Genomic DNA, 26,826 nt, shown 5'->3' with positions numbered 1-26,826 from the left:
ATTATGGTGGCCGTGGTCATCTTTTTGGGAGTCAAATTACTATTCAAGCGCAACAGATAATCGTTAGCGCGACTGCGCGGAGCGCGAGAGCACACATACGTGCTCTCAGCTCCCTTTTCCCGCGGATTTCTCCCGCTCATAACAAAGCCCCGCAGTCATCAACCGACCACGGGGCTCGAGGCAATTTATTCCTTATCTATACTCCGACAGCATGATCTGCACCTTCTGCATCCAAGCTTGGCATACCGTATGGAACGAGCTGTCCTTGATCGCATTCGTTGCCGGATTCCAACTCCAATGATAGCCGTAATTCGTCGTGTCCCGCAGCTTCGCGTTTAGCGTGTCGATGTTCTGCTGCGCAATGTTCAGCCAGTTCGCATTGCCGTCCGCCTGGTAGAGCTTGATAAACGACTGCGAAGCCCAGCCGCTGTAGACCGGGTTAAACACCGGATCGGCGGTGTTGATAATGAACGCGCCACTGCTGTTCTGCGTGTTCCAAAGCTGGTTCTTCATATTCGTCGCCAAGTTCTGTGCAGCCGTTAGATACGAATTGTTGCCTGTAATCTGACGGTACAGTAAGTTCACTTCAATCATGATTGCATTGTCATACGTAAATTTAACGGTATTAACGCTGTTGCTGCTCTGCTCATATTGCCAGTTATACAGCCCTGCCGAGGAGTCGAGCATGTATGTATCCAGCCATGTCTTGATCGAATCCGCCCATGACTTGTAATACGCCTGTCCCGTAATGGCATACAGGCGAAGGAACAGCTGGCAAGCAAGTCCATTCACTTCGCTACCTTTGATCTGATAACCCGCTATCGACTTGTTCGTCGTCCACCAGAAGCCGCCGCCTCCGGTCCCATCCCACTGCCCGCTGTACATGAGCCAGTTGGCAACGGCCTTTGCCGAATTCAAGTAGTTCGTCTGTGTCGTACCTGTCGTCACTTCATACGCATCCAAGTATGCAACGCCGGCAAGAGAAGCGTCATCGACATATTTATCCCCGCCAGCCCCTGTGCCATCCACATTCGCCAACGCAAAATATCCGCCAATCGAGCTCGACGTATCCCACATATTCCCCATAAAAGCATACGTATTGTTCATATAAGGCAAGTATCTAGAATCGCCTTGCTTCAGCATCGCGGAATCCGCGTAGATCTGGCTCACATTGTACCACTCGGTCGTGCCTGGATCGCCGGGCTGCGATCGGTAACTATTGTACGAGGTTAATAGATTGCCCACCGTATAATTATGCGTCTGCTGTGCGTAATCCCAATACACGGAGCTCGAATTGGCCGAAGCGATTCCCGCTCCTGCGCCGGCAGACCCTACGATGAGCACCAATGCCATTACGAGCTGAACGAGCAATTTCTTCCTTGAAGCTGTTTGCGGTCTAACAAGTGAAGCCTTCTTCATGTCTGTGAACCTCCCAAGGTGTAGTAGAGACAGCACCGCAGCCTCAAAAGCAGCAGCTGTCTGGCTATAGTATTGCGTTCGTTCGACCACACTGTATATAGCAAGATTTTACGATATATACCAATTATTTGGGCAGTTTCACCGTTACGCAAGTCCCCTCGCCAAGCACGCTCTTAATGCTGATGCCATACCCGCCGCCATACTGCACGCGAATGCGCTCCTGCACATTAAAGAGCCCATACCCTTTTGACTGCTGAACCAGCACTTCTTCCACCAGCTCCTGCGACATACCCGGGCCGTTATCCTCGACCGTAAATACGATAGTCCCATCTACGAGTGAACCGCTAATTCGCAATATTCCTCTGCCCGTCCGCTTCTGGTCAATGCCATGCTCAATGGCGTTCTCTACGATCGGCTGCAGCACCAACTTAATCATGTGGTGATCAAGGATGTTATCCCCAATCTCATACTGGACGTCGAAATTGCCATCATGCATAATAAGCTGCATCTCCATGTAGGACTTCGTATTGAGCAGCTCGTCCCTGACCGACATCATATCTTTGCCTTTGTTGAGCGAGGTCCGGTAGAACGTCGACAGCAGTCCGGCTACATTGCTAATATCCTCCGAGCCTGCCTCAATCGCCTTCCAGTTAATAACCGACAGCGCATTATATAGAAAATGCGGGTTAATCTGCGATTGCAGCGCCCGTAGCTCAGCCTCCTTCTGGCTGATCTTGTTCTTGTACCCTTCCTCAATGAGCATATTGATGCTGGTGAGCATTTTGCCAAACCGCAGCTCCAGCTCCCCGATCTCATCTCGTGCGATAATATCAGCGCTCGTCGTCGTAAGCTCTCCTTGCTCTACGAGCTGCATTTTATGATTAAGCGTATAGATCCGTCTGACGAATCCTCGCGAGAAGAGCCAGATGATGAAGAACAAGACGATGAAGCAGATGCTCTCGATCACGATCGTCGCCCTTACAATTGTCCATGGCTTAATCGTTAGCTCCTTAGTGGAATAGACCAACGAGATCGTCCAGTTCGCTTCCCGCAAGGGCTGCGACAGCACGACCTCATCCCCCTTCGCCTTGCCGCCTGCTGGCAGCCGTGCATCCTTCGGATTCGCGTACAGCACCTGATGCTGCCCATTCGAAATCATAATGGAGAATTTCTTCGTGTTCATATCGGTTAACGAGGTGAAGAATTCCGGCTTCAGCTCCATGTAGACGATATTTTTCAAATCCTCGGTCAAGTCGCCGAAGATCCGTCTCGCCCCGAAAATACGGCCATCCCGCACATACCAAATCGTCTGTCCTGAATTCATTACTTCGTCATACCAGAATTCATTCTCGACCGTCTTGATTGGCATAATGGAATTCATGCGCTGCGTAATGTTGTTGCCGGTGTAGATCATTATCCGTTTTATATCATGATTGAGCACTAAGGTCGTGTCGAGCAGCGGATCAACCGTCTCGCTGAGGTCGGTATACATCGAATAGTAATCGGAATATTCATCGTTGAATATGCGGCCAAAATTCGGATTAAACGCAATAAGCTCAATCGCCGAATTGAACCGCTGCAGCTTGTAATTCAAGCTATCCTCCATATTCTGCAGGCTGTCCTGCAGAACAAGCTGCGCTTGCTGCTCCTGCAGCTGCTTCGATTGCTGGAACGAATATGCGCCAAGTATCGTAAGCGGGATCAACATAACCGCCAAGTAGGAAACAAAGAGCTTCCGCTTCATGCTAAGGTTCCTTATCCAGCCTAGCCTCATAGATGTCTCCGCCCCCAGCTCTCTTTCATTTCACGGAATCATTATAGTAGAAACGGCTAGAGAATGATAGACGAATTGAACATGTTGAAAAAGGCTCCCGATCCTCGCAAAACGTAAGAAAGGTACCACTCGCGCTAATCGCAAGGGATACCCTTCTCATCTTAATTATGATCGCTTGAATCGCCTATTTCAGCGCAGCGGCAATTTCCTTCGCAATGGCATCGCCGCCGACTTTCTTCCATGTGGCTACGAACTTATCGAAATCATCGATCGGCGAAGCGCCTGTAATGATGCGCAGAAACGTCTCGTTCTCCAGCTTGTCGAGGTTCACGCCGCGCTTTACCATCGTCTCGGTCTTGCCGTAGAAGATTGGCTCTACCTTCTTTATTTCTTTGGCCCCAGTGACCGCGCCGGCTGTGAAGAAGGAGAGGGAATCGGCGAACGCCGTAATATCCTTCTTCGGAGCTTTATCATTCTGCAGCACCGATTTCACCCGCGGCATAAGACGCGCAGGCAGGTGCGTCTTGTCGCCATCTTGAATGACTTTCTCATAGACCGGTATGTCGCGAGCGATCGCGTCCTGAAAGTCGAGCTGCAGATTTAGCGGATAATTGTTCCAGCTTACTCCTTTGCCCTTATACAGCTCCTCTGTTGCCGGATCAATGAGGCGGATACCCTCATATTCCACGCTAAGCATCTTCAGCGCCGCTTCCGGATGCGCTGCCTTCTTGCTGACAACAAGGAATGTACCCGACGGCGCGGAAGGCACGACGTTGCGCTTGCCGTCGCTATCCAGCGGTGCAGCCAGCGGTACCCATTCCGCGTTCGGATTAGCCTTTACGCTGTCGGAGATCATCCAGCCTGCAAACCAGGGCGCGAACAGCATACCTGCTTTGCCGCTGGTAACAAGACCTACGTTGTCCTCCCACTTGCGGGTAAGAAACTGCCTGTCAATCAGTCCTTCTTTATACATTTTGCTCAGCTGCACAAGTGCCTGCCTTGTCTCCGTTGTAGTCGAACCGTAGACAATATTGCCGCTCGCATCCTTGAACCAATTCTTCGGATAGGAGTGGTACAAGTTGAACAACGGGTCAAAGGTGAAGAATAGGCCATCGTATACCAAGGACTGATCGCCGAGCAAGCCAACCGTATCGGGCAGCCCGTTGCCGTCCGGGTCTCGGTCCTTGAACGCTCTTGCGATGGTCTTAATATCTTCAAGCGTTGTCGGCAGCTTGAGGCCAAGCTTGTCCAGCCAGTCCTTGCGCACCCACAGCAGCTGGTAGCTGCCGTCGATATTCGTGTTCGGCAGGGCAAACAGCCTACCATTCACGCGGCCTGTATTCAGAACGCGGTCGCCGGAGTACGAGTCGTAATAGCCTTTAATGAGCGGAGAGCTGTATTTCTCATAAAGCTTAGTCAGATCCGCCAGCATGCCCGCTTTGACAAGCCGCTTGTACTGCTGCTCATTGACAATCATCATGTCCGGGATGTCGCCGCTTGCAATCGTCAGGTTCACCTTCTGGTTATATGCGCCCAGCTCATCAACCGAGAAGTCGTACTTCACTTTTAAATTCAACCGGTCTTCAACGTATTTCAGATATTGATTGTTCTCGAGCGTATCTCCGTCAGGCAGATTGTTGCCAGTAATGCCTTGGCGGCCAAGCGTGATCGTAATGGGCTGATCATATTTAGTGAACGGGCCGTCGTTTTTGCCCGCAGATATCTTAGAAGGAGTGAAATCGGTAATCGAATTTGGCGTTGCTACCGAGTTGCCGACTGCATTCCCTTGATTGGCGCGATTAGAATTGTTCCAATCACAAGCCGTCAAACTGAAAACAACTGACGCACATAGGATTATGCCTACCCATCTTGTTCTCACGTTCATCCCCCAAATTCGCCTTTGAAAGTTACGTGTTCATTATAACGAGCAATCACTTTCGCCCTCTATGCGAAATTTTTAAGAATGGGCATCAAATTTTTACGATGTGCCTTCGCGGTATTTAGCCGGGCTAACCCCATGAAAGTTCCGGAAAATTTGTATAAAATAGGACGAGTTGCTGAAGCCGAGCATCTCGCTAATGTCGATGATTTTCATATTCGTATTCTTTAGCAGCTCTACAGCCTTCTCCATCCGCACCTCTGCAATATAACGGACAAGGCTTTTCCCTGTCTCCTTCTTGAACAGAAAACTGAGATAGCTCGGCGTTAAATGAACATATTCCGCAATACTTTCTAGCGACAAATCCTGACTATAGTCCTTCTCAATGAGCCGCTTGACGCTCGTAATCAACTTGCTTGCAGACTCCTCCTTCGCCTCCGCCCGGACTGGAATAAGACTCTGAACGATGGTGCTGATCAATATCTTTAGCTCCGTTAACGATTGGACATTAAAGATCTGATTGAGATAGTACGCAATGTCTTCCACACGCTGCTTATCCGCCTTCGCATAGGCACGCTTCATCACTTCCGAGCAAAGGAACTTCGTGTAGATGACGGAGAGCTTCCCGCGAGAGCGCAGCGTAGAGAAGAGAAGCTCAATGCTGTACTGCGCCCCTTGAACATCAGCGCGGTCAATATACTCATAGGTCAGCTTCCGAATCTGTTCAACCTCGTTCTCATCGGCAGCATTTTGCACGGAGGAAGGCGCTTCATCCGTAAACAAAATCGGGTTGCCTTCCATAAAGAATTTCAGCTCGAGCGTCTGCTCCATCTCATTGAATACGTCAAATAACTGCTCCAGCTTCGCAGCTGCACGTCCAATAACGATACCGATTCGCCCCGGATAGCTGCTTGCCGATTTCACAATCATGGCCTCTGCCAGCGCTAGCTGCTCCTGCTTGCTAATCGGCTCGCGGCTTTTTAAGAAGAAGACGCTTTGCCGTTCATTGATGTTCAAATAGTCGTATGTATAACGAATCGGTTCCCGGAGCAGGGCAACGAACGCCGCATTGTCAAAATACCGACCTTCGCAGTCAACGAGCATCAGGTGCATACAAGAACCGTCCGCATCCTGCTCTTCGCCGGCACAGGTACCATTCAGCGCATCCATCAGCTGCTTCTCCCGCTCATACGCAAGCCCGCGATTGTATCCTTCCAGCAGCTCGCTCGCTTGGCTGCGCGCGGCGCGTTTCGCCTCGCAATTCGCCATTACTTCCTTCATGGTCGCGAGAAATTCCGAGATTTGAATCGGCTTGAGCAAATAGTTCGATACATTCGTCCGCATCGCTCTGCGGGCGAATTCAAAATCGCTATAGGCGCTGTAAATAATCATCTCAATCTCGGGATTCATGGCGCTTACTCTCTCCGACAGCTCGAGTCCATCCATGAACGGCATCTTAATATCCGTCATAATAATATCAACTGGCAGCTGCTCCAGAATTGCTAGTGCAGCTTCCCCATTCTCCGCTGTCACCATGTCGAGCTCCAGATTATACTTGCGGATTAGGTGTTGTATGCCTTCACGTTCAATTCGTTCATCATCCACAATTAGAATCCGGTACATGCGATTAATTCCCTCAATTCGATATGAAGTTCAGCACAATAAGAGCTTCTTTCAAGTGAAACCGGCTGCGCCTCCAGGGCAGTCTAAGCTAAGATTTCACGGAGAAATCCGAGCAAGTCTATCGAAAACTTTAGCTTTCTTTGCTTTCAAGATAACACCCCTGCTGCACGTTGCAAAGCCCACCTTAGTGATAGGAAAATATTACCTTGTATGTCAGGTTGAGAATCCACTCAACAACGCAAAAAAAGACTTCCCCCTCACACCAAGCGTGAGCCGGGAAGTCCTTTCCTACAACTATCCCTATGCATCTTCGTCTTCATCGTCTGCATAGTACGTGCATTTGAACCGCTCGGTGCCCGGGTACTTCTCGCCGAGGCTCTCTACAGTAAAGCGGCTGCTGCGGTAGAAGTCGACTGCGTCTTCATCGGTTTCCGCGATGAGCACGCTCGGTTTCTCCATCTCTAGCAGCTCGAGAATCATGCCTCTGCCATAGCCTTTGTTCCGCTCGAAAGGTGTAATGGAAATATGGTCGATCACAATTGTATTGCCGTTTACGTAGTGATAGCCAATCAAGCCAATAACTTCACCTTCGGACTCGTAGCCAAGCAGCTTATTCCCGCCGCCGCCGCCATCGCCCGCCGCGCCGTTCTTATACAAACTAACGGCCCGCTCCAGATGCTCAGGATCGGGAAAAACCGACCAGCCAAGCAGCTCCTGGATCGCTTCCTCATCCAGTCTTGCGTGTATATCAATCAACATGCTCATTACCACCTTTGCTTCGTGACTCCATGAGCGAATATTATACCACAACTATGCGGCTGATTCGAAACGCTGAAAGCTGAGCCAAAAGACGGGGCTGAACCAAAGAACGGTTCAGTCATCCATACCAGCCAGCTGCGCTCCCATCAGCTTTTCCGCTTCCGCCCATGACGCGAGCAGCGCATCATACCACGGCCGTTCTCCAGCTGCTTCAATGGCGCCGCTCGCATCCAGCTCGCGAATAACGCCGCGGATGCCATCTTCCCACGTCACCGTGTAGCGGAAATCCAGATCCCGCCGCGCCGCGCTATTGTCGAAGATATTGTTATAGCGGAAGTTCTCCACGCACCATTCCGCCCTCTTAGGCAGCAGCTTGCCAAGCAGATCTGTCGGGATATGGACAATTACTGGTTCAGCCATGCCAAGCTCCTGAGCGACAATCCGCCAATACTGGTCGTACGTCATCCACTCTTCGCCAGTCACATTATACGCTTGGCCAAGCGCTGCTTCGTTGCCGATTACATTCACGAAAGCACGCGCCACATCATCGCGGTGACACGCCACCCAGATGGACATGCCGTCGCCATGGACAATAATCGGACGCCCTTCCCGCAGCCGCTTCATCTGATAATTGCCGTCGGCCACGGACGGAACCGCAGTGCCGCTTCCACCATACGTCTGCGCAGGGCGCATGATCGTCACAGGGAACTGCTCTGCGTCATGCGCGGCAAGCAGAATATTCTCGCTTTGCACCTTGTTATACGCATACGGAAACGATGGACTCGCATCACGTTCGCCATCTTCCGCAACGGGATAAGCATTGCCTTGCTTGCTGTACACATCCACCGTGCTGCAGTAGATGTACTGGCCTACGCGACCGCGAAAAGCACGAACCGCGCTCTCCGCATCCTCCGCTCTGAACCCGACCATGTCGATGACACAGTCGAAGGGTTCCTCCTCGGCCATCTGGGCTTCAAAACGTGCATAGTCCGTCCGGTCGCCCTGGATCGTCCGCACGCCTTCGCTAACCGCTTCCGGTTTTCCCCCGCCCCGATTGTAATGCCATAATTCTACATCGCCGCGTGCAAGCAGCTGCTTCGTAATTGCTGTGCTGATCAAGCCCGTTCCGCCAATAATGAGTACCCGCTTCGTCATGATGTATATGCCTCCTTGGAATTACTGCAATTGTGGTACAGCATGTTGCAATAAAGCATTAAGGGCAATCGGTTTGTTAATCAAGTAACCTTGCAAGCCCCAGCAATTCATCTCTTTGAGCATCTGATACTGCGCAGCATCCTCTACCCCTTCGGCAATGACCTTCATGTGCAGCGCTTCCGCCATAACCAGCATCGCCGAGAAGAGCGACTGATTCATATCCCGAATGAAAGAGCGGTCGATCTTCAGCTTATCAATCGGCAGCAGCGTCAGCATGCTAAGCGACGAGTAACCCGTGCCGAAGTCATCGAGCGCAATCGTAAAACCGACAGCACGCAGCCGTTCAAGCGTCTGTTCCACCTGCTGGAAATGAATGACCGAGCTCTCCGTCAGCTCAAGCTCAATACCCTGAGCAGGGACGCCTTCACTCTCCACAATTTCAATGACGCGCTCGACAAAATTCGGCTCCGACAGCTGCACGCTCGAGATGTTAACCGACACTTTGAATCCGCTACCATAACGTTCCGACAGCTGATGCCAGTCCCGGCATGCCTGCCCAATGACCCAGTAGCCGATCGGTACGATAAGGCCGGTCTGTTCCGTTACAGGGATGAATTCAGCCGGCGATATGATGCCAATCCCTGTCCGGTTCCAGCGAAGCAGCGCTTCCGCTCCAACGACCTGCTCCTGCTGCGGGCTGTAGATGAGCTGATAATACAGCTCGAACTCCTGCAGCTCTATCGCGTTTGCAAGCGCAAGCTCATGGATGAAGTTCTCGACATGATCGTATTTGGAGGTCGACTCGTAGATATGGTAGCCTTTGCGTCCGGCTCCCTTCGCTTTGTACAGGGCAATATCGGCCTGCTTCAGCAGTGTCGGAATATCCTCTCCGTCTTGCCGGGTAGCAACGCCAACACTGACGCTAAGCTTCAACTGCTGATCCTTCACGTCAAAAGGAGGCTGGAACAGCTGCATGATCAGCTCCGCTGTCGCTTCCGAATTCACCTGCTTGCTCGCCGCGATGATGAACTCATCTCCGCCAAGCCGCACAAGCGTATATTCCGGCCCGAACGCCGCATGCAGACGTGATGCCGCCTCAATGAGGACGGCATCTCCAGCATCGTGTCCGAACGTATCGTTGATGTTCTTGAAGCTGTCGAGGTCAAGTAGAAACAGCGCCTCCGCGGCTCCAGTCTGCTCAAGCAAATATCTGCGATTATGGAGCAGGCATAGATCATCGTGATAGGCATAATGAACGAGCAGATTCTCGTAGTTTTTGCGATCTGTAATGTCCCTCGTAACCGAGAAAATATATGCAATATTGCCCGATTCATCATAAATAGGCGACAGCACTGTCTCACCGCTCATCGTCCCGTTCGGCATGACAATGCCGTCCTCATAACGAAGAGCTGTTCGCTCAGTCAGCACCTTGGCGTATTTTTTGTAGAGATAGTCAGCCATCGGGCTTTCATATCGCTCAAAAAAGGTTTTACCTACCGCTTCTTCGAGCGTAATACTCGTCAGGAGCGATGCCGCACGGTTCAAGTAGTAGTAGGTCAGCTCCATACCGTCTACTTTCATAATGAAAACGGTATCTGAAATTTCATCCAGCATCTGGCCAATTTGCAGATGAAAGCTATTATTATTCATCTTTGACGTTCAGCTCCTTATGCATCTGCACCCGCTACTTTCTAAGCTGTTATAATCATTTCTGCAAAAGCAATCGAATTTCCTCTCGCTGGACGTCGAATTTTATTGAATTTCCCCATATTGAATAGGGATTAAGAAGCTTTTGTCGTCTGTGCTCAGCTCAATTCCGATACCGCTCTGCAAGAGTTGCTGGATTAGTGGCTGGTTAGTGCCAAAGAATGGATGAAACACGGTCTCCTCGTGCGGATTCAACGTGAATGGCGGCGTTCCGTGCCTATCATCCGTCCTTAGCTCCTGACGTTCCATCTGAGTCGCATGAATCAGCTCTTGACGGAGCATCACGACTGATGCGTGGATATGCTGCACCTTCTCGGACTGATTCACGACGACCGCATAGACCTCCAGCCGCTGATCGGCTTCATGCCAACGGACATAGCTTTGTTCGGAGAGGACAAGCTCCTGCTTGTCCTCTTTCGCGCAAGAGGCTGACAACATCAGAACAACGAGCACAACTATGAGGCAGCCTGTACGTCTGCTCACATCGGCCACCCCCTTGGCTGTTACAGCTGGCCCCAGCTCACAACGCCCTTATGCAAGCTCGCGATTCTTGGCGCTCTCCGTGCAACAGCCTCTGCGGAGCAGCTCGCCTGAACGAGTACGCCCGATGCGTCGTCCCCAACCGCAGGCCATACGCGCTCGCCGGCATCATTAAGCGGCAATACGCCTCCGGTGATGAACCGAAGCGCGCGCGACAACGACAACTCATCGGCCATATGATACAGTTCGGCATACCGCCCTGCCTTCTCAAGGTTGTCTCCATTGCCCCAAGGAGACCAGTGGTCCGTCAAGCTGTCCGTTCCAAGCTCAACCTTGACGCCCTTGCTGTACAGCATTGGCAGCGGCATGACCATCCTGCCGATCGGCACCGTCGAAGCGATCGATATGCCCGCTTCCGCGAAACGCTCCGCCAATTGCTCCACCTCTGCCGGCGTGCCGCTTGCGAAGCCGAAGGCGTGGCTCACTGTCACTTTGCCCTGCCATCCGGCGTCTAGCGTCAAGTCGGCTAGCCGGTTCATAATGGCGTGACCGTTCGCGCCCTGCTCGTGCAGATGCATGTCGATGCCACCACCGGTCTCGACCGCGATATCCATCATCGCATGCAGCGAACGCTCCATATCGCCGTCGACGGCAATCGGATCAAGCCCGCCGACATGCGTCGCGCCAAGCTCTATCGCTTGCTTCACTAAGCCGCGCGAATCGGAGAGCAGCAGACCATGCTGCGGGAATGCAACAAGCTCATAGCTCAGCTTGTCCGCATATTCCGCAAGCGCCTGCTGCGCCGCTTCCAGCCCGCGCATGCCGCTCGTCGGCTCGATATTGGCATGCCCCCGCACGAAGGTCGATCCGAAGCCAAGCAGCAGCTCCAATATTTCCTTCGCTTTGTCCGCTGCCGTCGGCAGAAGCTTAGGCAAGAGCTGGCGCTCCTCCTCGATCCGGTCGAATATGCTGCGAGCCGGCTTCACGGCCTGCCAAGGACGTCCATAATACGTCTTGTCGAGATGAATATGCGCTTCCCGGAACGCCGGCAGCAGCAGCGCTCCTTTAGCGTTCCGTCTCGGCAGCGTATCGTCCGCTGCAATCGGTTCGAATGTAACGGCTGCGACCTTGCCGTCTACAATCTTCACATGCCCAGTTGCCGTTTCCGTCGCCGCTACGCGTCCATCCTCCATCTGAAATCCCGTCTCCAGGGTTACATTTTCCAACCAGTATGTTGTAACGTTCATATCATTCGCTCTCCCTTTTCCCTTGCTTTATCAATTTCCAATCATTCTTCTAATCTACCATAAAAAACAAGTCCAGACGTAATAAACGCCTGGACGGGAGGTTAAATCTATGCAATTACAGGCCACTGTTTCACTCACTTCTTCTCCACTTGCAGCAGCGAGACTTGTTTGACCGAGAAGGTGTCTTTAATTCTTTCTTCGGACAGTTTGTTCAGCTTCACAAGAGAGGCGATCTTGGAGGAATCGGGCTTTGAGATCAGCCGCCACACTTCGAGATCGGGAATCGCTTCGTACAGCTTGTCATCATCGTATTCCTTGCGCTCTTGATGGACGACCTTGACCAAATACCGATCGGTCTCCAGCTCCGATAAGCCTTGCTGCGAGCAATGGTTCAGAATCTCTCCCCGCAGCTCCGACAGCTCCTGCTCCAGCTCCTTCTGCTTCTTCTTCAGCTGGTAATAACGCTTCACAACCTTGTTATCCACTTGAATCTCACGCTCCTCTACTCCATGTTTATGCAGAGGAAGCGCCGATCAAGCCTTTACTTTAGCATCTCAATTTCTCGTGCTGGATACCTGCTGCTTCAACCTGGATCGTCGCATGCTCAATCTGGAATTGCTTCGCGAGCAGATGTATGGCCGACTGCAGAACGGTCTGACTGTCTTTGCCGTCTGCAATCTGCAAGTGGCAGCTAAGGGCATCGAAGCCCGACGTAATCGTCCATATGTGAAGATCATGCATATCCGTCACGCCTTCAATGGCAAGCAGCGCTTCACGCACCTCTTCCTGATCAATCGAGGCTGGCGTCCCCTCCATCAGAATGTGCAGCGTATGCGTAATAATGCCCCATGCGCTCTTCAGGATAAGCAGCGCCACAAGCACCGAAATAATCGGATCGGCGGCGTACCAGCCAAATGCCATCATGACCGCGCCGGCAACGATGGCGCCGATGGAGCCAAGTGCATCGCCGAGCACATGCAGGTAAGCACTGCGCAGATTCACATTGTTCTTCACATCGCCCTTGCGCATAAGCGCCCAAGCGCTGCCAAGGTTGGCGAGCAGCCCGATCGCGGCGATAATCATCATCGTGCCGCTGGCGACAGTTGGCGGATCGTTCAGCCGCTTGATCGCCTCTACAACGATAAACGCAGCAATGACAAAGAGGGCAACGCCGTTGAAGAGTGCAGCGAGAATCTCGAAGCGATGATTGCCGAACGTTCTGCGGGCGGTCGAGGGCTTCGCCGCCAGCCATAGCGCTAGCAGACTGAGCGCAAGCGCGCCGGCATCGCTGAGCATATGGCCGGAATCGGACAGGAGCGCAAGGGAGTTCGTCACGAAACCACCGACAAATTCAAGAATCATGATGCCGAATGTAATCAGAAGCGCGATGGCTAGCCCTGCTTTGTTGCCCTCCCTGCCATGATCATGTCCATGATGATGGTGGCCATGATGATGATGGTGCCCATGATGGCTGTGCTTCTTATGCTGATGATGCGAATGGTCGTGGTCGTGGTCATGATTATGGTCGTGCTTTTGATTATGGTCGTGCTTATGGTCGTGCATCGTGATAGCCTCCTAACTAGTGATCACAGTGATCGATCGCTTGATGCAGCAGCGAAACGACATGCTCATCGTCGCAGCTGTAGAACACATTCGTGCCTTCACGCCGTTTCTTCACAAGCCGAATGTTGCGGAGGAAGCTTAATTGATGCGAGACAGCCGATTGCGACATATCCAGCACCTCCACGATATGATTCACCGCGCACTCCTCTTGAGACAATAAGTACAGAATCTTCAGGCGGGTCGGGTCTGCCAGCGCCTTGAATATTTGAGATATGGCTTCGACTTTGTCATTATCCAGAAAAGTATGTTCGCTAACTTGCATCGGTCCTCCGCCTTCCGTATATCTATATATGAGCATATGCTCATATTCACATTATTACCGCACCATGTAGTATGTGTCAATAATGGGCTAATAACCATTTTCCATCCAATATGTAAAATAAACTTGACATAAAGATTAGTTTACTATACATTTTGTTCATAATACTTGACAATGAAATGGGAGGATGTGCAGGAGCATGACGTATCAAGAGAAGAAGAGTATCGTCTCCATCGTCGCCGCGATTCTGATTTTTGGTCTTTATTGTGCTTTCAAGTATGCGAATTACCCGTCAGAAGGGCTCACAACGACCGAAATCTATCATTATTGGGGCGCCTTCGTCCTCGTCCTCATGCTGGTTTCCATCGTCGCGCATATCGTCATCTACATTGTCTTCAACATCATCTTCCGGATGACAACAGGTGAGAAAGAACCCAAATTCGCGGATGAACTGGATAAACTGATCGAGCTGAAATCGAATCGGAATGGCTTCCTCGTCTTTATTCTTGGTTTTCTGCTTGCGATGGGATCGCTGGTCATCGACCAGCCGATATCGAACATGTTCGTCGTCTTGATCGCCGCTGGATTCCTATCTGATGTTACAGGCTCTGTGACGAAGCTTTATCATTACCGGAAAGGAGTTTAATATGGGCAAAAATCTTGTCGGCAACCACATCCGAAGACTCCGGTTTAATCATAACGAAATGACTCAGCAGCAATTGGCTGACAAGGCAGGCGTCACCAGGCAAACGATCGTAGCGCTGGAAAAGGGTAACTACTCCCCTTCACTGGAGCTTGCTTTTCGCATCGCTCAGGCGTTCGAGCTGCCGCTTGAAAAGGTTTTCTATTACGGGGAGCACATCGATTCGTAAAGAAAATGGAGGTTCGTTAACTATGAAATCTTTGGCGAGAGTTCCTAAAGTGACAGGCGTATTTTTCATCCTTGCGGCAATCTCTTCGATTATTGGCCTTAAATTGTACGACCCGCTCCTGAGCAGCTCCGATTACTTGTTGAACGGAGCTGCTCATGCGAACCGGATTATCTGGGGAGCGTTGATGGAATTGATTCTTGTCGTCTCGGCAGTCGGCACCTCCGTCACCATGTTTCCTTACTTGCGCAAATTCAATGAGAGCATTGCCCTCAGCCACCTTTGCTTCCGGTTTATGGAGGCCGCGATTATTACAGTCGGAATTATTAGCGTGCTCTCGCTGCTGACGCTCAGCCAGGAGTATGCAGCGGCGGGATCGCCTGATGCCTCCAGCTACCAGGCTTCCGGCAGTTTACTGAAAGCCGTGCACGACTGGACGTTCTTGCTCGGACCGAATTTTATGCTGGGCATTAACACAATGATGTACAGCTATATTTTCTACAAGAGTGGGCTCGTGCCTCGATTTATTCCGATCCTGGGCATGACAGGCGCGTCGCTCGTGTTTATCGCTGCTCTGCTCGAAATGTTCGGTATTATCGAGCAAATTTCCGTTTGGGGCGCTCTTCTCTGCCTGCCAATTGCAGCCAATGAAATGATTCTCGCCGTATGGTTGATTGTGAAAGGCTACAATGGTAGTGTGCTTAGCTCGATGACTTTGCAGAAATAGATGGAGTAACAAACAACTGGCGAAAAAAAGCGGTCTGACGAGTCTATGTTGGATAAAACTCTTCGCTTCATAGAGAGCTCGGCTTCAGTGCCGAGCTCTCTTTATTTCCGTTTGCGGCATCTGCTTCACCCGCTACTTCGACGAGTCACGCTGCCTCATTGCTGTATCGATTGCCGCCTAATTAACTAACAGACTAGTCCCACTTTCTGCGTATTTTCATAGAATGCTATAAACGATAAAGAGGTGATTTACTATGGCTATTCAAATTCTTGACGAGCGTATCTCCATTCATAACAACGGCTTCGGCGGATCGGAGCCGCTATCCACTTTACCTTTGCTCGTGGGGGACATCGGCCTTCAAGTTGTAGCTGCGAATCCATTGAATACGGCAAGCGTCCGCGTGTCGCTGACAGGTACGGTTAGCATTGACTTTGCACCTGCTACTGAACTGCCGGAAGATCCTGAGCCTGCAACCATTTCGCTGTTTGTGGAACGCGGCGGAGATGGGACGGCGGGAACAGGCGTGACGATCTGGGAGGAGCAATTTGATCTTTCACCGACTGCATCCTTCTTTCCAATCAGTATAACTGCGGCTGACTTCCCTCCGGCAGCTGATGTCCTGACGGGTCAGATAAGGTACGTGCTGTTCATCGGTGCAGATAGTATTTTCAGCCTGGTCCTGTCCGGCCCGGCTGTGTTCAACGGCAGCGCTTCTGCCGGAACTACTTAATATAAATACAAATCGGCGGCCTTGGGAGTACTGGGCCGCTGTTTTTGCAAACAGCAAAAAAAAAAGCGCCGGAGCATCCTTCTGAGATACTACCGGCACTTGCTCTATTATTTTGTAATGACAGCTATAACTTTATTAATGGGAATAAATATTTTGGTCCCGAGCATCGTCCTTAGTACAACAATGCCATTGTTTACTTTTACGATCCGGCCACCGATTTCTTCCGCGGAAACCATTTTTAGTACAACAAACTTCCCCCGAAAACGACTCAAAAGATTAGCCATTACGGCAATCCCCCCTTATCTGCTTCTAATCTATTACTATGACATGCAGCGGTGATGGTTCGGGCTTGTACATAGGAACGCAAAGATTATTACAATGTCGCATGCGTACAGACGGCTTGCCGCTGCCTGAATAGATTATAAGGACTGTAGAAAAGAGGTGATAATGAATGGCTGCAACATCCAAAATGACGAAGAACAACGCCAAGCAGTGGATCGGTCAACCCGTATATATCGAATTGAAGAACGGGCACTCTTATGTCGGCTATGTTACAGGCGCGGAGAATGGACAATTGTTCCTGTCTGGACAGCGCATACCGCAGAAGACAATGAGCATTGCTAACACACGTGCAGGCAAAGCAAAGGTATCCGGATTGATACCAGGCATGCTAGGTAAATTGACCGGAGGCGGCGGAGGCTCGCTGCTAGCCGGTGGTATGAGCAGCATGATACCCGGCGCAGGGGGTTTCGGTGGAGGAAATGCGCTAGGCGGATTAGGCGGTAGCCTTGGAAAAATTGGGAACATTGGAAACCTTGGAAGTCTGGGAGGCTTCGGGGGGTTCGGAGGATTCGGAGGGTTTGGAGGTCTCGGGAAAAATGGGAACCCTGGGAGCTTCGGAGGCTTCGGGAACATCATGGGGCTTATGGGAAATCAATTTCCAATCATGAAAATGGGCTTTGGAATGATCAATTCCATGATGCCGATTATAAAAATGTTTAAAGTTTAAAGCCGGAACCAGCTTTGCGGACAAAGCTGTCCACGAAGCTGGTCATGCTGGGTTCTTTTACAGAGAAAAGCTTGGTAAACTGTGATTACCATTCGACTTATAAGGAGGGTAACTGTAACTATGATCAATCCCCCTGTAGATGAAGCTCAATCCGTTATTTACGGCCTGCTCCGTAACCCCTCCTCCGGTCAGCTTCTGGCAATGAAACAGCCCGACAGCGAAGATTGGAGCTTACCAGCACTATTCGTTAGTGAGCAAACAGATGCTTCACCTAGCTTCATCACGCGAGAAATGTCCAGCCTCCTCGGATGGCCGCTCATTGCATGCCGATACATATGGATTCACCGAGCGAACGACAGCGGCGGCGGGAATGAAGCATTCTTCGAACTGGATGTGATAGATTCCTCATTTGAGACTCTTGAAAATCATCTACAATGGAAGTGTCTCGAGGAAATATCGCGATTAAATCAGCAGCATATCGGCATTGTTCAGGATTACTTGTTAGAGGCGAGTAGCGGGGATGTACCGGAACTCCGGCAGCCTTGGGAGCGCCTCGGATGGTATGCGAGGGCAATGTCCTGGATTCGGAACTCCCTTGGAATGCTCGGAATTGAGCTCACGGGATCTCCCGAGCAGATCAAGTGGTGGAGCCTCTCCTGTGTGCTTCGGCTTACTACCTCACACGGAGTTGTATATTTCAAAACAAATGCCAAGCAGCCGCTGTTCGCTCAAGAGCCCGTGTTTCTGACTTACATGGTGGGCGTATGTCCAGACCATGTGCCGACCGTTCTCGCTTCCGAGCCGTCCGAAGGCTGGATGCTGCTTGCTGATGCCGGAGACAAACTGAACCGGGATACGGTCGAGAATAAATTTGAACTGCTGCGTACATTCGGAGAAATTCAACTTAGAATGGTATCCCGTACGGCTGATTTAGTCGCGCTAATATGCGCGGACCGCAAGCCTCCGAAGCTTCCGCCTCTCATCGAACCTCTGTTAGAGGATGAAATTGTCGTCTCCGAATTTACGCCTGAGGAGCTCGGAGATCTTCGCCGGTATATGCCTGTCATGCTGGATATGTGCAGACGAGTATCGGCCTATGCGGTGCCGACTACGCTCGTCCATGGCGATCTACATATGGGGAACGCCGTAAGCGACAACGGGAGAATCACCTTAATTGATTGGACAGATGCGTGCGCCGCTCATCCTTTCATGGACATGTTCCTTATCTTTGACGAAAAGGATCTAGCGCTGCAGTCTCAGCTGCGCGACGCCTATCTGGAACTGTGGACCGCTTACGAGCCGATGCCTCGTCTGCTAGAGCTCTGGTCGCTCTGCGAGGTCGTTCATGCGATCTACCATGCGGTAAGCTATCAGTCCATCTTGCGCCACACCGAGGCGAGGTCGCGATGGGAGCTGGGACCGCCAACCTTTTATCTGCGCAAGGCATTGCTCAGATTGCGTGCTTTGGAATAACGCGAGGACGCGTATGCTACGCCCATGGAAGCTAACGAACTCCAGAATCGCTATTATGCGCTAATTGTTCGGTCTGTGAATGTAACGAACCTCAGAGTCGCTATTCCGTCGAAATCGGCTGGTTACAGCTGTGTAAGTGACGAATAGCACTGCTGGAGTTCGTTATATTTTTTTGGTGCGCTGTTTCGAGCGTATAGGTGTTTACGGTTCGTTGGCTGGCGAGCTACCTAAGGGACGCGGCGGTCGGTAGCGAGAGGGTAGCCTTGATCCGCAGCCGGAAGGTAACCGTAATCGGCAAACAAAAGAAAGCAGCGACCTCTGGTCGCTGCTGCACACAAACTTCGGAAACATTCTCGTTCGTTCTGGCAAGCCTAGCCCGCTTACTCCGCCTCCAGCACCTGTTTCACTAACCGCTTCGGAGCGGCGCGAAGGTAAGCTTCCTTCAGCAGCGTCGCCATCTCCGTCCAATCCTTTGGCTCGCGAATACCGATCCAGCCCCGATGCCCGATGTAAGCGGGCCGGTAGAAGCGCTCCTCCTGGATAAGGATCTCCTGCGTCTCCAGATCGGACTTAAAGTTCATGCCATAGTCGCTCATCATAATGAACGTCTTCTCTCTTACTTTAAACGACGTGTGACCATGCCCGTCGATGAATTCGGTCGCCTCGGGCAGCGCCTTGCAGATGCGGCGCACCTGCTTGAGCATTTCCTTCCCCTCAGCCGTTTGCATGCCAATCGGATGTGTCATCTCTAGCTGCCTCCCTGCCCCTTCGGCAAATTTCCTCTAACGCTATTCTTTCAAATACAGCGCCCTTGCAACTGACAACGCTGCGTAGTCGCCAACCTGCTCGCCAAGCCCAGCGGGGACGATCTCGCAGACAGACAGCGAGCCAGGCAGCGCTTCTTTGCGAAGCTCCTCCAGCATACAAGGCTGCAGCAGCTCCTGCTGACGCGCATAGATGCTGCCGATGACAACCTTCTGCGGATTCAAAATATCAATTAATACCGCTAATCCACGGCCCAGCTGACGCCCGACCTCTTCGAAGATCCGCACCGCATCCGGGTCGCCAGCCTGCGCCGCTTCCGCGACGGCTTTTGTCGTGATGACATCCTGCGATCCGAAGGAAGGCGCCTGCTCACCATTCTCTAATCGCTGGGTTACAAGCGACTGCGCTAGCCTTGCAATGCCGCCTCCGCTGCAGAAGCCTTCGAACGAACCAGCCTTATTGTACCCGACAGGTCCATCCTCAGCCAGCCGCATATGACCGACCTCGCCGGCATTGTCATTCGTCCCCGAATAGAGCCGACCATCCAGAATTAACCCTGCTCCCATGCCGGTGCCGAAGGTGAGGAAGATCATATTGCGCGTGCCTCGTCCTGCCCCCCACTGCCATTCGGCGAGCGCGCAGGCATTAGCGTCATTTTGAAGACCGACTGGTACTCCGAAATGCTGCTGAAACGGCGTAATCACATCAATATGGTCCCAATCCGGCAAATTTGGTGGCGAGAGAATAAGCCCCCGCGTGCTATCCAACGGTCCGCCGCAGCTGATGCCGATGGCTTGCAGTCTTTGTTTGTCTTCCGGTTGCTGCTCTAGTAAATGGTCTAGCTCATGAAGTAGTTGTTGAAGGGTTTCTTGAGGAGATGGAGCGGTTGGAAAAGATGTCTTCGCGATGATGTCAATGTCGTGATCGGTGGTGCGTCCAAGAGTAACTGCACACTTGGTTCCGCCTATATCAAGTCCGGCAAAAGTTAACATTATGCGAAGAACGCCTCCTCCAGCATAATGCACAGCGTATGGTAAATCGGCAGATGCCGCTCTTGAATGGCCGGCGTCTCTGAGTAAGGAACCACGATCGTGGCATCGCATAGCTCCTTCAGCTTGCCGCCGGAGCCGCCGGTGAGAGCGATCGTCCGAAGGCCTTTCGCCTTGGCGACCTGCGCGGCATGGACGACATTGCGTGAATTGCCCGATGTGCTGATGCCTAGGAACACATCGCCTGCTCTGCCATATCCGTACACCTGCTGGGCAAAAGCCATCTCGTACGACCGATCGTTCGCGAACGCCGTGTTGAAGGCGTTCTGGCTAACAAGCGACAGCGCGGGTAGTGCACCCTGCAGCTGGTCGCATAGCTTATCGCCGTCTTCGGGGAACAGCCCTGCGACGGCATCTCGGAACTGCTGCGGTACGGGACGCGGCAGCAGGAAGCCCTTCATCAGCTCGCCGACGATATGCTCGCTATCCGAGGCGCTGCCGCCATTGCCGGCGACGAGCAGCTGCCCGCCCTCGCGGTAGCACTGCTCAAGCAGCGCATAGACTTGCTCGATGACAGGGAGGCACTCGGCAATGTCGGGGTAGTTGTGCTGAAGCGCAGCCAGATGCTTATTCATTGCGCAGCCCCCTCCTTCGCAGAGCCGCATTGCAGCCATGGAATCGAATTACAATTGGCGTCGTGCACCATAAAAGAAAGTTTGCTGCTGAGTAGAGAGAACTGCTTGGACATTGGCTTTTTTCGCTCCTTTTGAACGGATGTAATTACCAAAACCTGCATTTATCGTAGGTGATTATCGTACTTTTGTCGATAGTTTAATAGCTTTAATAAACAAAACGCGATCAGGAGCTTAGCAAGCTTCCGACCGCGATATTGAACATCCTAAGAATCGAGCCCGAGCAGTTCGCTGACTGTAACAAACCGGTACCCTTGCGCAGCCGCCTCTTCGAGCAGAATCGAGATGGCAGCTAGTGATTGTGAACGATCGCCGAATCCGTCGTGGAACAACAGGATGCTCCCGTTTCGCAAGACCGCTCGAGTCGTATCAACGATGTGATTAATGCCCGGTGTATCCCAATCATTCGCATCAAGATTAACGCCGTGAATGACCGGGTAACCGAACTCTCCTGCAACGCCAAGCAGCTCATCATTCACAGCGAGATAAGGTGGGCGGAACGTATTCGGACGCGCCCCGGTTACCGCAGCGATCAGCTGCTCTGCCCGCTGGAGTTCCCGTGCTTGTCCCTCTCGGTCAAGCTCCGGCAGATGCGGATGCGAGTAGCTATGGTTGCCGAGTTCATGTCCTTCTTCCACGATTCGCTTCGCCGTTTCCGGATATTTCTCCATATTCGTGCCCAATACGTAGAATGTCGCCTTCCCGCCATACTGCTTGAACAAATCAAGGAACTGAGGCGTCCATTCCGGGTTTGGCCCGTCGTCGAACGTGAACGCCAGTAGCTTCTCCTCTGTCTTCACCTCATTGTAAATCGTCGTTGCTTCCACCTTGCTCACTCCTTATTTCAGTGAATAAGTGCTTTATTAATCGCCTTAATGAACGCGACGGCATGTCTCCTACGTTTGGTTGTCGATTCACTAGCATCATACTTATTGCTTTCTGCACCTTAGAGTATCTTTCCTGCAACGCTCTCCAATTAGCTGCAGACTGCGCTGCCCCTCTGGGAAACTTCCAAATGCGTATGTCTATGGAATCGCCTTAACGAATGTCCATTTACCAGGTATAATAAATTGGTAGTTTCATCCATATAAAAAGGAGTGAGCCGCCCATATGCAGCCGAAAGCGATTCTATTCGATCTAGACGATACGCTCATCGCCTTTGAGCATGGCCTCGACCTTGATCGTTGCTGGCAGATCGCTTGCAGCAACCATCTGCAGCTTGATCCGCATGAACGAGATGAACTGATTACTCACATTAAGTCTGAAGCACGCTGGTATTGGAGCGATCCCGAGAGGCACCGAATCGGACGGCTTGATCTGGATAAAGCCAGAACCACGATTATCAGGACAGCCTGCGATAAACTGGGCCTTCCCGGCACATCCTCACTTGCAGCTGAACGCATTGCAATCGATTATGGCTCAGAGCGCAATCTGGCGATTACGCTTCATCCCGATGCCATCGAGACACTTGAGCATTTGCGGTCGCTTGGCATCAAGCTCGCCTTGCTCACCAATGGCAGCGCATCCGGCCAGCGTGACAAAATCAACCGATTCCAGCTTGCCCCCTACTTCGACTGCATTCTCATTGAAGAAGAGTTCGGCCACGGGAAGCCTGACCACCGCATCTACCAGCATGCGCTGAATCAGCTGGATGCTCGCACCGATGAAACTTGGATGATTGGCGACAATTACGAATGGGAAATCATCGCACCCCAGCAGCTCGGCATTCGAGGGATATGGGTCAATCCCAGCGGAGCAGCTCGGCACGATGCAGATGATAGACCAGCTCCGTTCCGTACGATTCGCTCTGTAAGAGAGCTTCGCTCTATTCTCGAAGATCATGGTGCGTAATAGAAGGAGTTATCGGGGACGTATTCCAAAAAACAAGAAAACGCAGCCACTCTCGGCTGCGTTTCGTTTATTTATTCAACTTTGCTAGCAATTTCAATGGTTTCACCATTTTTCCACTTTGCTATCGCTTCACTAATTTCATGATCTCGAACTTTGTCATTCTGTCCAGGTAACGTTGGGGTGACTTCACAAGCATCGATTCGTTGAGATGAAAGTCCGCTATGGCTACGAACTGCAGCACCACGCAATCTTATCTTTACCATAGAACCACCGCCTTTAGTATAAGTATAACCCAATTAGATCACGCCCAACAATATCAGGTATAAACATTCGACTTGCACCCATTTGTACTGCTCCATATTCTTTCACATAATGATCGATCAGGCCTGTTTTAGCTTCAAATGCAACAAATCCGTCACCGCCAAGCTCCATGTGTCTTTGACAAGCAAAAGCAAACAAATGGTGAGCTACATACTTATATTGATCTTGTGGAGGACGGTTCAATGGGTTTTTCTCGATAAGGTGAATCCACATATGATCACCGCGATTTTCAAATGCAATGGCTCCCTCGATTCGGTTTGAGCCTACAATACATAACTTATAGATCTCAACATTAGGGTATCTAAAGTAGATCCTCCAATTGAATCCCGATGTCCATTTCGGCTGCATGAATACAAGATCTCTCGATGTCATTAATTGAATGATAATTTGAACACTTCTGCCGGAATGGTTGTCGACTAACATATGAACACCTCTGATGGAGCATCTGGATGCAACTTGCTATTATCTCTACTTAACGAAAAAAGACGTTCAAAGGCCCAACGCTCGCCTTCGAACGCCTCTCTCTTACAACCTACAGCACCTCTTGGAGCTGCTTGCGGCTGTGTGGGTCCAACTGTCGCCAATCGGAGATTTCGCAGCGTTTGCCGCTAACATCTAAGAGCACCACTCGACCTTCGGCCGGATACTGTATAAACTCATGCAGATTGCGCATGACGATGCGGGTTGGGCCAAGATGCGTCTGCAGCTCCCAAATCCATAGATCCGATTTGTTCTTCACGCTCTCCACTCGCGTGACGCGCGGCATGAAGTAGCGCAGCTCCAGCTCCTTCTCAAGCTCTATCGCGCTCTCTTCGTAGAGCTCCTTCACATCCGCAACGATGCCTAGCTCCTCGCCCTTCGTATTGCGAATCGAGATATACTGCGTTGCGTAGAGGAACGGGAATGCACGGTATACTTCAAGCTCATCATACGTCTTGCCGTCCACGATGCCTTGTAACACACCGCCCTGACCGCGGCTGAGGTAGACGTCATCCGGCGAGAAGAGCCGGATATCATACTTATCTGTCTCCATTAACCTTCAACCCCCTTAATCTTGGACAGCTCACGCTGCGCATCCACGAGCTTGCGGTATACACCGTCTTCCTTGTCGAGAAGCTGCTCATGCGTGCCGACCTCCACGATCTTGCCCCGCTCAAGCACGACGAGCCGATCTGCATTGCGAAGCGTTGACAGACGGTGCGCGATGGCGAACGTCGTGCGGCCCTTGACCAGGCGCGAGATGGCCTCTTGAATCTGACGCTCAGTCTCGGTATCTACGGATGCGGTCGCTTCATCCAGAATAAGAATTCGCGGATCGTGAATGATCGCGCGGGCAATAGCAACCCGCTGCTTCTCCCCGCCGGAGAGCTTATGTCCGCGCTCGCCTACGCGCGTGTCATAGCCATCTGGCAGCCGAACGATGAAGTCATGCGCATTCGCAATCTTCGCTGCACGCATAATCTCAAGCGGCGTTGCGTCAGGCTTCGAGTACGCAATGTTCTCCGCAATCGTGCCGTCGAATAGGAACGTCTCCTGCAGCACGACGCCAATCTGCTTGCGCAGGTCAACCTGGCTGATGCTGCGCAGATCCGTGCCGTCGATCCGGATTGCACCTTCATCCGTATCATAGAATCGGCAGATCAAGTTGATGAACGTCGACTTCCCTGCGCCGGAATGGCCGACCAAGCCAACCATCTCGCCTGCCTGAACAGTCAGATTCACATCTTTAAGAACGGGATGATGCCTCTCGTAACCGTAGGTGACGGCCTCGAATTCAACCTCTCCTTTAATAACGCCAATCGGCACCGGATTGTGCACATCCGGCACATCGGGCGGCGTATCCATAATCTCGAATACGCGGTGTGCAGCCGCCATTGCATGGCTGGCCCAGTTAATCATCTGGCTCACCCATTGGAGCGGACCGAATAGCATGCCAAGGTACGCGATGAGCGCCATCAGCACGCCGAGCTGCATATTGCCGTGCAGCACCTTATTGCCGCCGTTATACCAGATCAGAAGTGTGCCAAGCCCCGCAATAAAAGCGAAGGCCGGGAACACAAACGACCAGAGCCCTTCCATGTGGATATTCCGCTTCACAACTTCTTTATTCGCTTGCGCATAACGAGACAGCTCATCGCGCTCACGGCCAAACGCCTTTACCACGCGAATGCCTTGCAGCGAGTCTCCGACAAGCGTGTTGAGCCGGAATATGGAGCGCCACTGCTGATACCAGCGCCGTCCAATCTTAGGCCATATCGTCATCGACAACGCCACCATAATCGGAACGGGAAGTATCGCGTACAACGTCAGCTGCCAATCAAGTCCGAACATAATGATAAAGATTGCTACAACCTTCAGGAGCTCCGCCGATATGAACACGACCCCATCGGTCATAAATTGCCGCATCGCCTCAGAGTCATTATTCACCCTGCCTATGAATTGGCTCGTCTGTCTTCGATCAAAGAATGCGAGCGAAAGCCGCATGAGTGAACTGTAAACGTCTTTGCGAAGATCTCCCATCAGCTTGGAGCCGACCCAGACGCCGATTAAACCGCGAATCGTCTGCATTACTGACATGAGCAGCATCGTTACGCCAAGTCCAAGCACGACAAGCAGCAGCGTCGAGCCGAGGTCCTTCGGTCCAAGCACATCGTCGATGATGACCTTCGTCAGATAAGGGGGTATCAGCTCGACAAGCGTTGTTGTAATCAATAGGCAAGCTGCGGCTACCATGTGCAGCTTATACGGTTTCGTGTAGCGCAGCATCCGCGCCGCTACCTTCGAATTGTCCTTGCAGAATTGGCACACCTGCGTGCCTTCCGATAGCGGGTTGCCGCAGCTGTGGCAGTTGCGAGGCAGCTCCCGCTCCGAGACAACAGGGCGATCTTCCCCTTTGGCAAGTGCGCCGAGCAGCTTCGCAGCGAAGCTAAACAATGGCGATGACGCAGCCGTATAGCGTGCAATGACGACAGGTCCGTTGCTCGTATCGGCAACCAGCGTACCACCGCCGACTCCGCCAACAGCGCGCGCGTCTGTAAGCGTAGAGATTGCCAGCTGAAGCAGCTGGGTACCATCCTTCTTCCATACGGTAATCGCTTGATCCGTAATGGCCAGCCACTGCTCCCCAAAGCATCCATCATCTAGGAGATCGGTCTTTGCGCTGAACAACAGCTCAGCCGTTAATTGCTTCCTAAGTGCCTCCGGAAGCTGATTCTGGATCGACATGGTTTCCTCCCATTCCTCAATCGCAAGTTATCGGCAGACAAGTAATCGCTTACACTAACCTGTACACTTCTGCCCAATACGAATACACGTTCGCTTCTATCTTATTATATTTTTCTTAATTTGTAAACTTTACCCAAACAAAAATTTCACGAAATTTTGCGTATTTTTCAGACAGCAAAGCAGGCATCTGGTCTTTATCATACTTCGCATAGTACGGAATGGTGTTTGGCTTTGACGAAACGCCTGTGTG

Annotated in this window: 28 protein-coding genes; 7 read left to right on the top strand and 21 right to left on the bottom strand. The window is 51.7% G+C overall.

Annotated features, from left to right (window positions below; all coding sequences use genetic code 11):
* Positions 1-192: 192 nt before the first annotated feature.
* The 12 genes from AC0YNX_RS29485 to AC0YNX_RS29430 all read right to left on the bottom strand — a co-directional run bounded on the left by AC0YNX_RS29485 (position 193) and on the right by AC0YNX_RS29430 (position 13,928).
* Entirely contained in the window at positions 193-1,419 is a 1,227-nt protein-coding gene (locus AC0YNX_RS29485; protein ID WP_475819278.1) for a glycoside hydrolase family 76 protein, read from the bottom strand.
* Positions 1,420-1,543: 124 nt separating this feature from the next.
* Positions 1,544-3,163, bottom strand: coding sequence for a sensor histidine kinase (locus AC0YNX_RS29480; protein WP_475819277.1), 1,620 nt, complete (start codon positions 3,161-3,163; stop codon positions 1,544-1,546).
* A 214-nt stretch (positions 3,164-3,377) separates the two neighbouring features.
* A complete protein-coding gene (locus tag AC0YNX_RS29475; RefSeq protein WP_475819276.1) occupies positions 3,378-5,072 on the bottom strand; it encodes an extracellular solute-binding protein in 1,695 nt (564 codons plus the stop codon).
* A gap of 99 nt (positions 5,073-5,171) precedes the next feature.
* Positions 5,172-6,695 (bottom strand): response regulator transcription factor, encoded by a 1,524-nt coding sequence (locus AC0YNX_RS29470; protein ID WP_475819275.1) that lies wholly within the window; start codon positions 6,693-6,695, stop codon positions 5,172-5,174.
* A gap of 300 nt (positions 6,696-6,995) precedes the next feature.
* On the bottom strand, positions 6,996-7,454 hold the full coding sequence (locus AC0YNX_RS29465) for a GNAT family N-acetyltransferase (protein WP_475819274.1): 459 nt from the start codon (positions 7,452-7,454) through the stop codon (positions 6,996-6,998).
* 114 nt (positions 7,455-7,568) lie between these two features.
* A complete protein-coding gene (locus tag AC0YNX_RS29460) occupies positions 7,569-8,609 on the bottom strand; it encodes an NAD-dependent epimerase/dehydratase family protein (RefSeq protein ID WP_475819273.1) in 1,041 nt (346 codons plus the stop codon).
* Positions 8,610-8,630: 21 nt separating this feature from the next.
* Positions 8,631-10,259 (bottom strand): putative bifunctional diguanylate cyclase/phosphodiesterase, encoded by a 1,629-nt coding sequence (locus AC0YNX_RS29455; protein WP_475819272.1) that lies wholly within the window; start codon positions 10,257-10,259, stop codon positions 8,631-8,633.
* Between the two features lie 102 nt (positions 10,260-10,361).
* Complete coding sequence (locus AC0YNX_RS29450) at positions 10,362-10,799, bottom strand: hypothetical protein (protein WP_475819271.1); 438 nt, start codon at positions 10,797-10,799, stop codon at positions 10,362-10,364.
* 20 nt (positions 10,800-10,819) lie between these two features.
* A complete protein-coding gene (locus tag AC0YNX_RS29445; RefSeq protein WP_475819270.1) occupies positions 10,820-12,043 on the bottom strand; it encodes an amidohydrolase in 1,224 nt (407 codons plus the stop codon).
* Between the two features lie 134 nt (positions 12,044-12,177).
* On the bottom strand, positions 12,178-12,534 hold the full coding sequence (locus tag AC0YNX_RS29440) for a hypothetical protein (protein WP_475819289.1): 357 nt from the start codon (positions 12,532-12,534) through the stop codon (positions 12,178-12,180).
* A 55-nt stretch (positions 12,535-12,589) separates the two neighbouring features.
* Entirely contained in the window at positions 12,590-13,606 is a 1,017-nt protein-coding gene (locus AC0YNX_RS29435) for a cation diffusion facilitator family transporter (RefSeq protein ID WP_475819269.1), read from the bottom strand.
* 16 nt (positions 13,607-13,622) lie between these two features.
* Positions 13,623-13,928, bottom strand: coding sequence for an ArsR/SmtB family transcription factor (locus AC0YNX_RS29430; RefSeq protein WP_475819268.1), 306 nt, complete (start codon positions 13,926-13,928; stop codon positions 13,623-13,625).
* Between the two features lie 196 nt (positions 13,929-14,124).
* Here AC0YNX_RS29430 and AC0YNX_RS29425 point away from each other — a divergent pair, with 196 nt between their 5' ends.
* The 4 genes from AC0YNX_RS29425 to AC0YNX_RS29410 all read left to right on the top strand — a co-directional run bounded on the left by AC0YNX_RS29425 (position 14,125) and on the right by AC0YNX_RS29410 (position 16,251).
* Positions 14,125-14,571 (top strand): hypothetical protein, encoded by a 447-nt coding sequence (locus tag AC0YNX_RS29425; RefSeq protein ID WP_475819267.1) that lies wholly within the window; start codon positions 14,125-14,127, stop codon positions 14,569-14,571.
* Between the two features lies 1 nt (position 14,572).
* Positions 14,573-14,797, top strand: a complete 225-nt coding sequence (locus AC0YNX_RS29420; protein WP_475819266.1) for a helix-turn-helix transcriptional regulator — start codon at positions 14,573-14,575, stop codon at positions 14,795-14,797.
* A gap of 22 nt (positions 14,798-14,819) precedes the next feature.
* Positions 14,820-15,521, top strand: a complete 702-nt coding sequence (locus AC0YNX_RS29415; RefSeq protein ID WP_475819265.1) for a DUF4386 domain-containing protein — start codon at positions 14,820-14,822, stop codon at positions 15,519-15,521.
* A gap of 253 nt (positions 15,522-15,774) precedes the next feature.
* Positions 15,775-16,251: a hypothetical protein gene (locus AC0YNX_RS29410; protein WP_475819264.1), complete on the top strand. Its 477-nt coding sequence runs from the start codon at positions 15,775-15,777 to the stop codon at positions 16,249-16,251.
* A 107-nt stretch (positions 16,252-16,358) separates the two neighbouring features.
* Here AC0YNX_RS29410 and AC0YNX_RS29405 read toward each other — a convergent pair whose 3' ends face one another.
* Positions 16,359-16,535 (bottom strand): hypothetical protein, encoded by a 177-nt coding sequence (locus AC0YNX_RS29405; RefSeq protein WP_475819263.1) that lies wholly within the window; start codon positions 16,533-16,535, stop codon positions 16,359-16,361.
* Positions 16,536-16,702: 167 nt separating this feature from the next.
* Between AC0YNX_RS29405 and AC0YNX_RS29400 the strand changes: the two genes are divergently transcribed.
* Both AC0YNX_RS29400 and AC0YNX_RS29395 read left to right on the top strand, forming a co-directional pair.
* Entirely contained in the window at positions 16,703-17,260 is a 558-nt protein-coding gene (locus AC0YNX_RS29400) for a hypothetical protein (RefSeq protein WP_475819262.1), read from the top strand.
* A gap of 120 nt (positions 17,261-17,380) precedes the next feature.
* Entirely contained in the window at positions 17,381-18,733 is a 1,353-nt protein-coding gene (locus AC0YNX_RS29395; protein WP_475819261.1) for a phosphotransferase family protein, read from the top strand.
* 380 nt (positions 18,734-19,113) lie between these two features.
* Here AC0YNX_RS29395 and AC0YNX_RS29390 read toward each other — a convergent pair whose 3' ends face one another.
* The 4 genes from AC0YNX_RS29390 to AC0YNX_RS29375 form a co-directional block, all read right to left on the bottom strand.
* Positions 19,114-19,479 (bottom strand): MmcQ/YjbR family DNA-binding protein, encoded by a 366-nt coding sequence (locus AC0YNX_RS29390; protein ID WP_475819260.1) that lies wholly within the window; start codon positions 19,477-19,479, stop codon positions 19,114-19,116.
* A 42-nt stretch (positions 19,480-19,521) separates the two neighbouring features.
* Positions 19,522-20,490 carry an ROK family protein gene (locus tag AC0YNX_RS29385; RefSeq protein ID WP_475819259.1) on the bottom strand — a complete coding sequence of 323 codons (969 nt, stop codon included), beginning with the start codon at positions 20,488-20,490 and terminating at the stop codon, positions 19,522-19,524.
* On the bottom strand, positions 20,490-21,122 hold the full coding sequence (locus AC0YNX_RS29380; RefSeq protein ID WP_475819258.1) for a D-sedoheptulose-7-phosphate isomerase: 633 nt from the start codon (positions 21,120-21,122) through the stop codon (positions 20,490-20,492). The genes AC0YNX_RS29385 and AC0YNX_RS29380 overlap by 1 nt, the downstream gene beginning before the upstream one ends.
* Positions 21,123-21,385: 263 nt before the next feature.
* Complete coding sequence (locus AC0YNX_RS29375) at positions 21,386-22,006, bottom strand: polysaccharide deacetylase family protein (protein ID WP_475819257.1); 621 nt, start codon at positions 22,004-22,006, stop codon at positions 21,386-21,388.
* A 283-nt stretch (positions 22,007-22,289) separates the two neighbouring features.
* On the opposite strand from AC0YNX_RS29375, the gene AC0YNX_RS29370 reads away from it, so the two are divergent.
* Complete coding sequence (locus AC0YNX_RS29370) at positions 22,290-23,030, top strand: HAD family hydrolase (protein ID WP_475819256.1); 741 nt, start codon at positions 22,290-22,292, stop codon at positions 23,028-23,030.
* Positions 23,031-23,101: 71 nt separating this feature from the next.
* Here AC0YNX_RS29370 and AC0YNX_RS29365 read toward each other — a convergent pair whose 3' ends face one another.
* The 4 genes from AC0YNX_RS29365 to AC0YNX_RS29350 all read right to left on the bottom strand — a co-directional run bounded on the left by AC0YNX_RS29365 (position 23,102) and on the right by AC0YNX_RS29350 (position 26,576).
* Positions 23,102-23,293: a hypothetical protein gene (locus tag AC0YNX_RS29365; RefSeq protein WP_475819255.1), complete on the bottom strand. Its 192-nt coding sequence runs from the start codon at positions 23,291-23,293 to the stop codon at positions 23,102-23,104.
* A 13-nt stretch (positions 23,294-23,306) separates the two neighbouring features.
* The gene (locus AC0YNX_RS29360; RefSeq protein WP_475819254.1) at positions 23,307-23,699 is read right to left on the bottom strand and encodes a hypothetical protein; all 393 of its coding nucleotides are present in this window, start codon (positions 23,697-23,699) and stop codon (positions 23,307-23,309) included.
* Positions 23,700-23,883: 184 nt separating this feature from the next.
* The gene (locus AC0YNX_RS29355; RefSeq protein WP_475819253.1) at positions 23,884-24,384 is read right to left on the bottom strand and encodes a DUF1854 domain-containing protein; all 501 of its coding nucleotides are present in this window, start codon (positions 24,382-24,384) and stop codon (positions 23,884-23,886) included.
* Positions 24,384-26,576 (bottom strand): ABC transporter ATP-binding protein, encoded by a 2,193-nt coding sequence (locus AC0YNX_RS29350; protein ID WP_475819252.1) that lies wholly within the window; start codon positions 26,574-26,576, stop codon positions 24,384-24,386. The genes AC0YNX_RS29355 and AC0YNX_RS29350 overlap by 1 nt, the downstream gene beginning before the upstream one ends.
* Between the last annotated feature and the right edge of the window lie 250 nt (positions 26,577-26,826).

It is taken from the genome of Paenibacillus sp. J31R98 (genome assembly GCF_056269245.1).
Note: the sequence above shows the minus strand (reverse complement) of the source record. Positions and strands in the feature narration are given on the sequence as shown.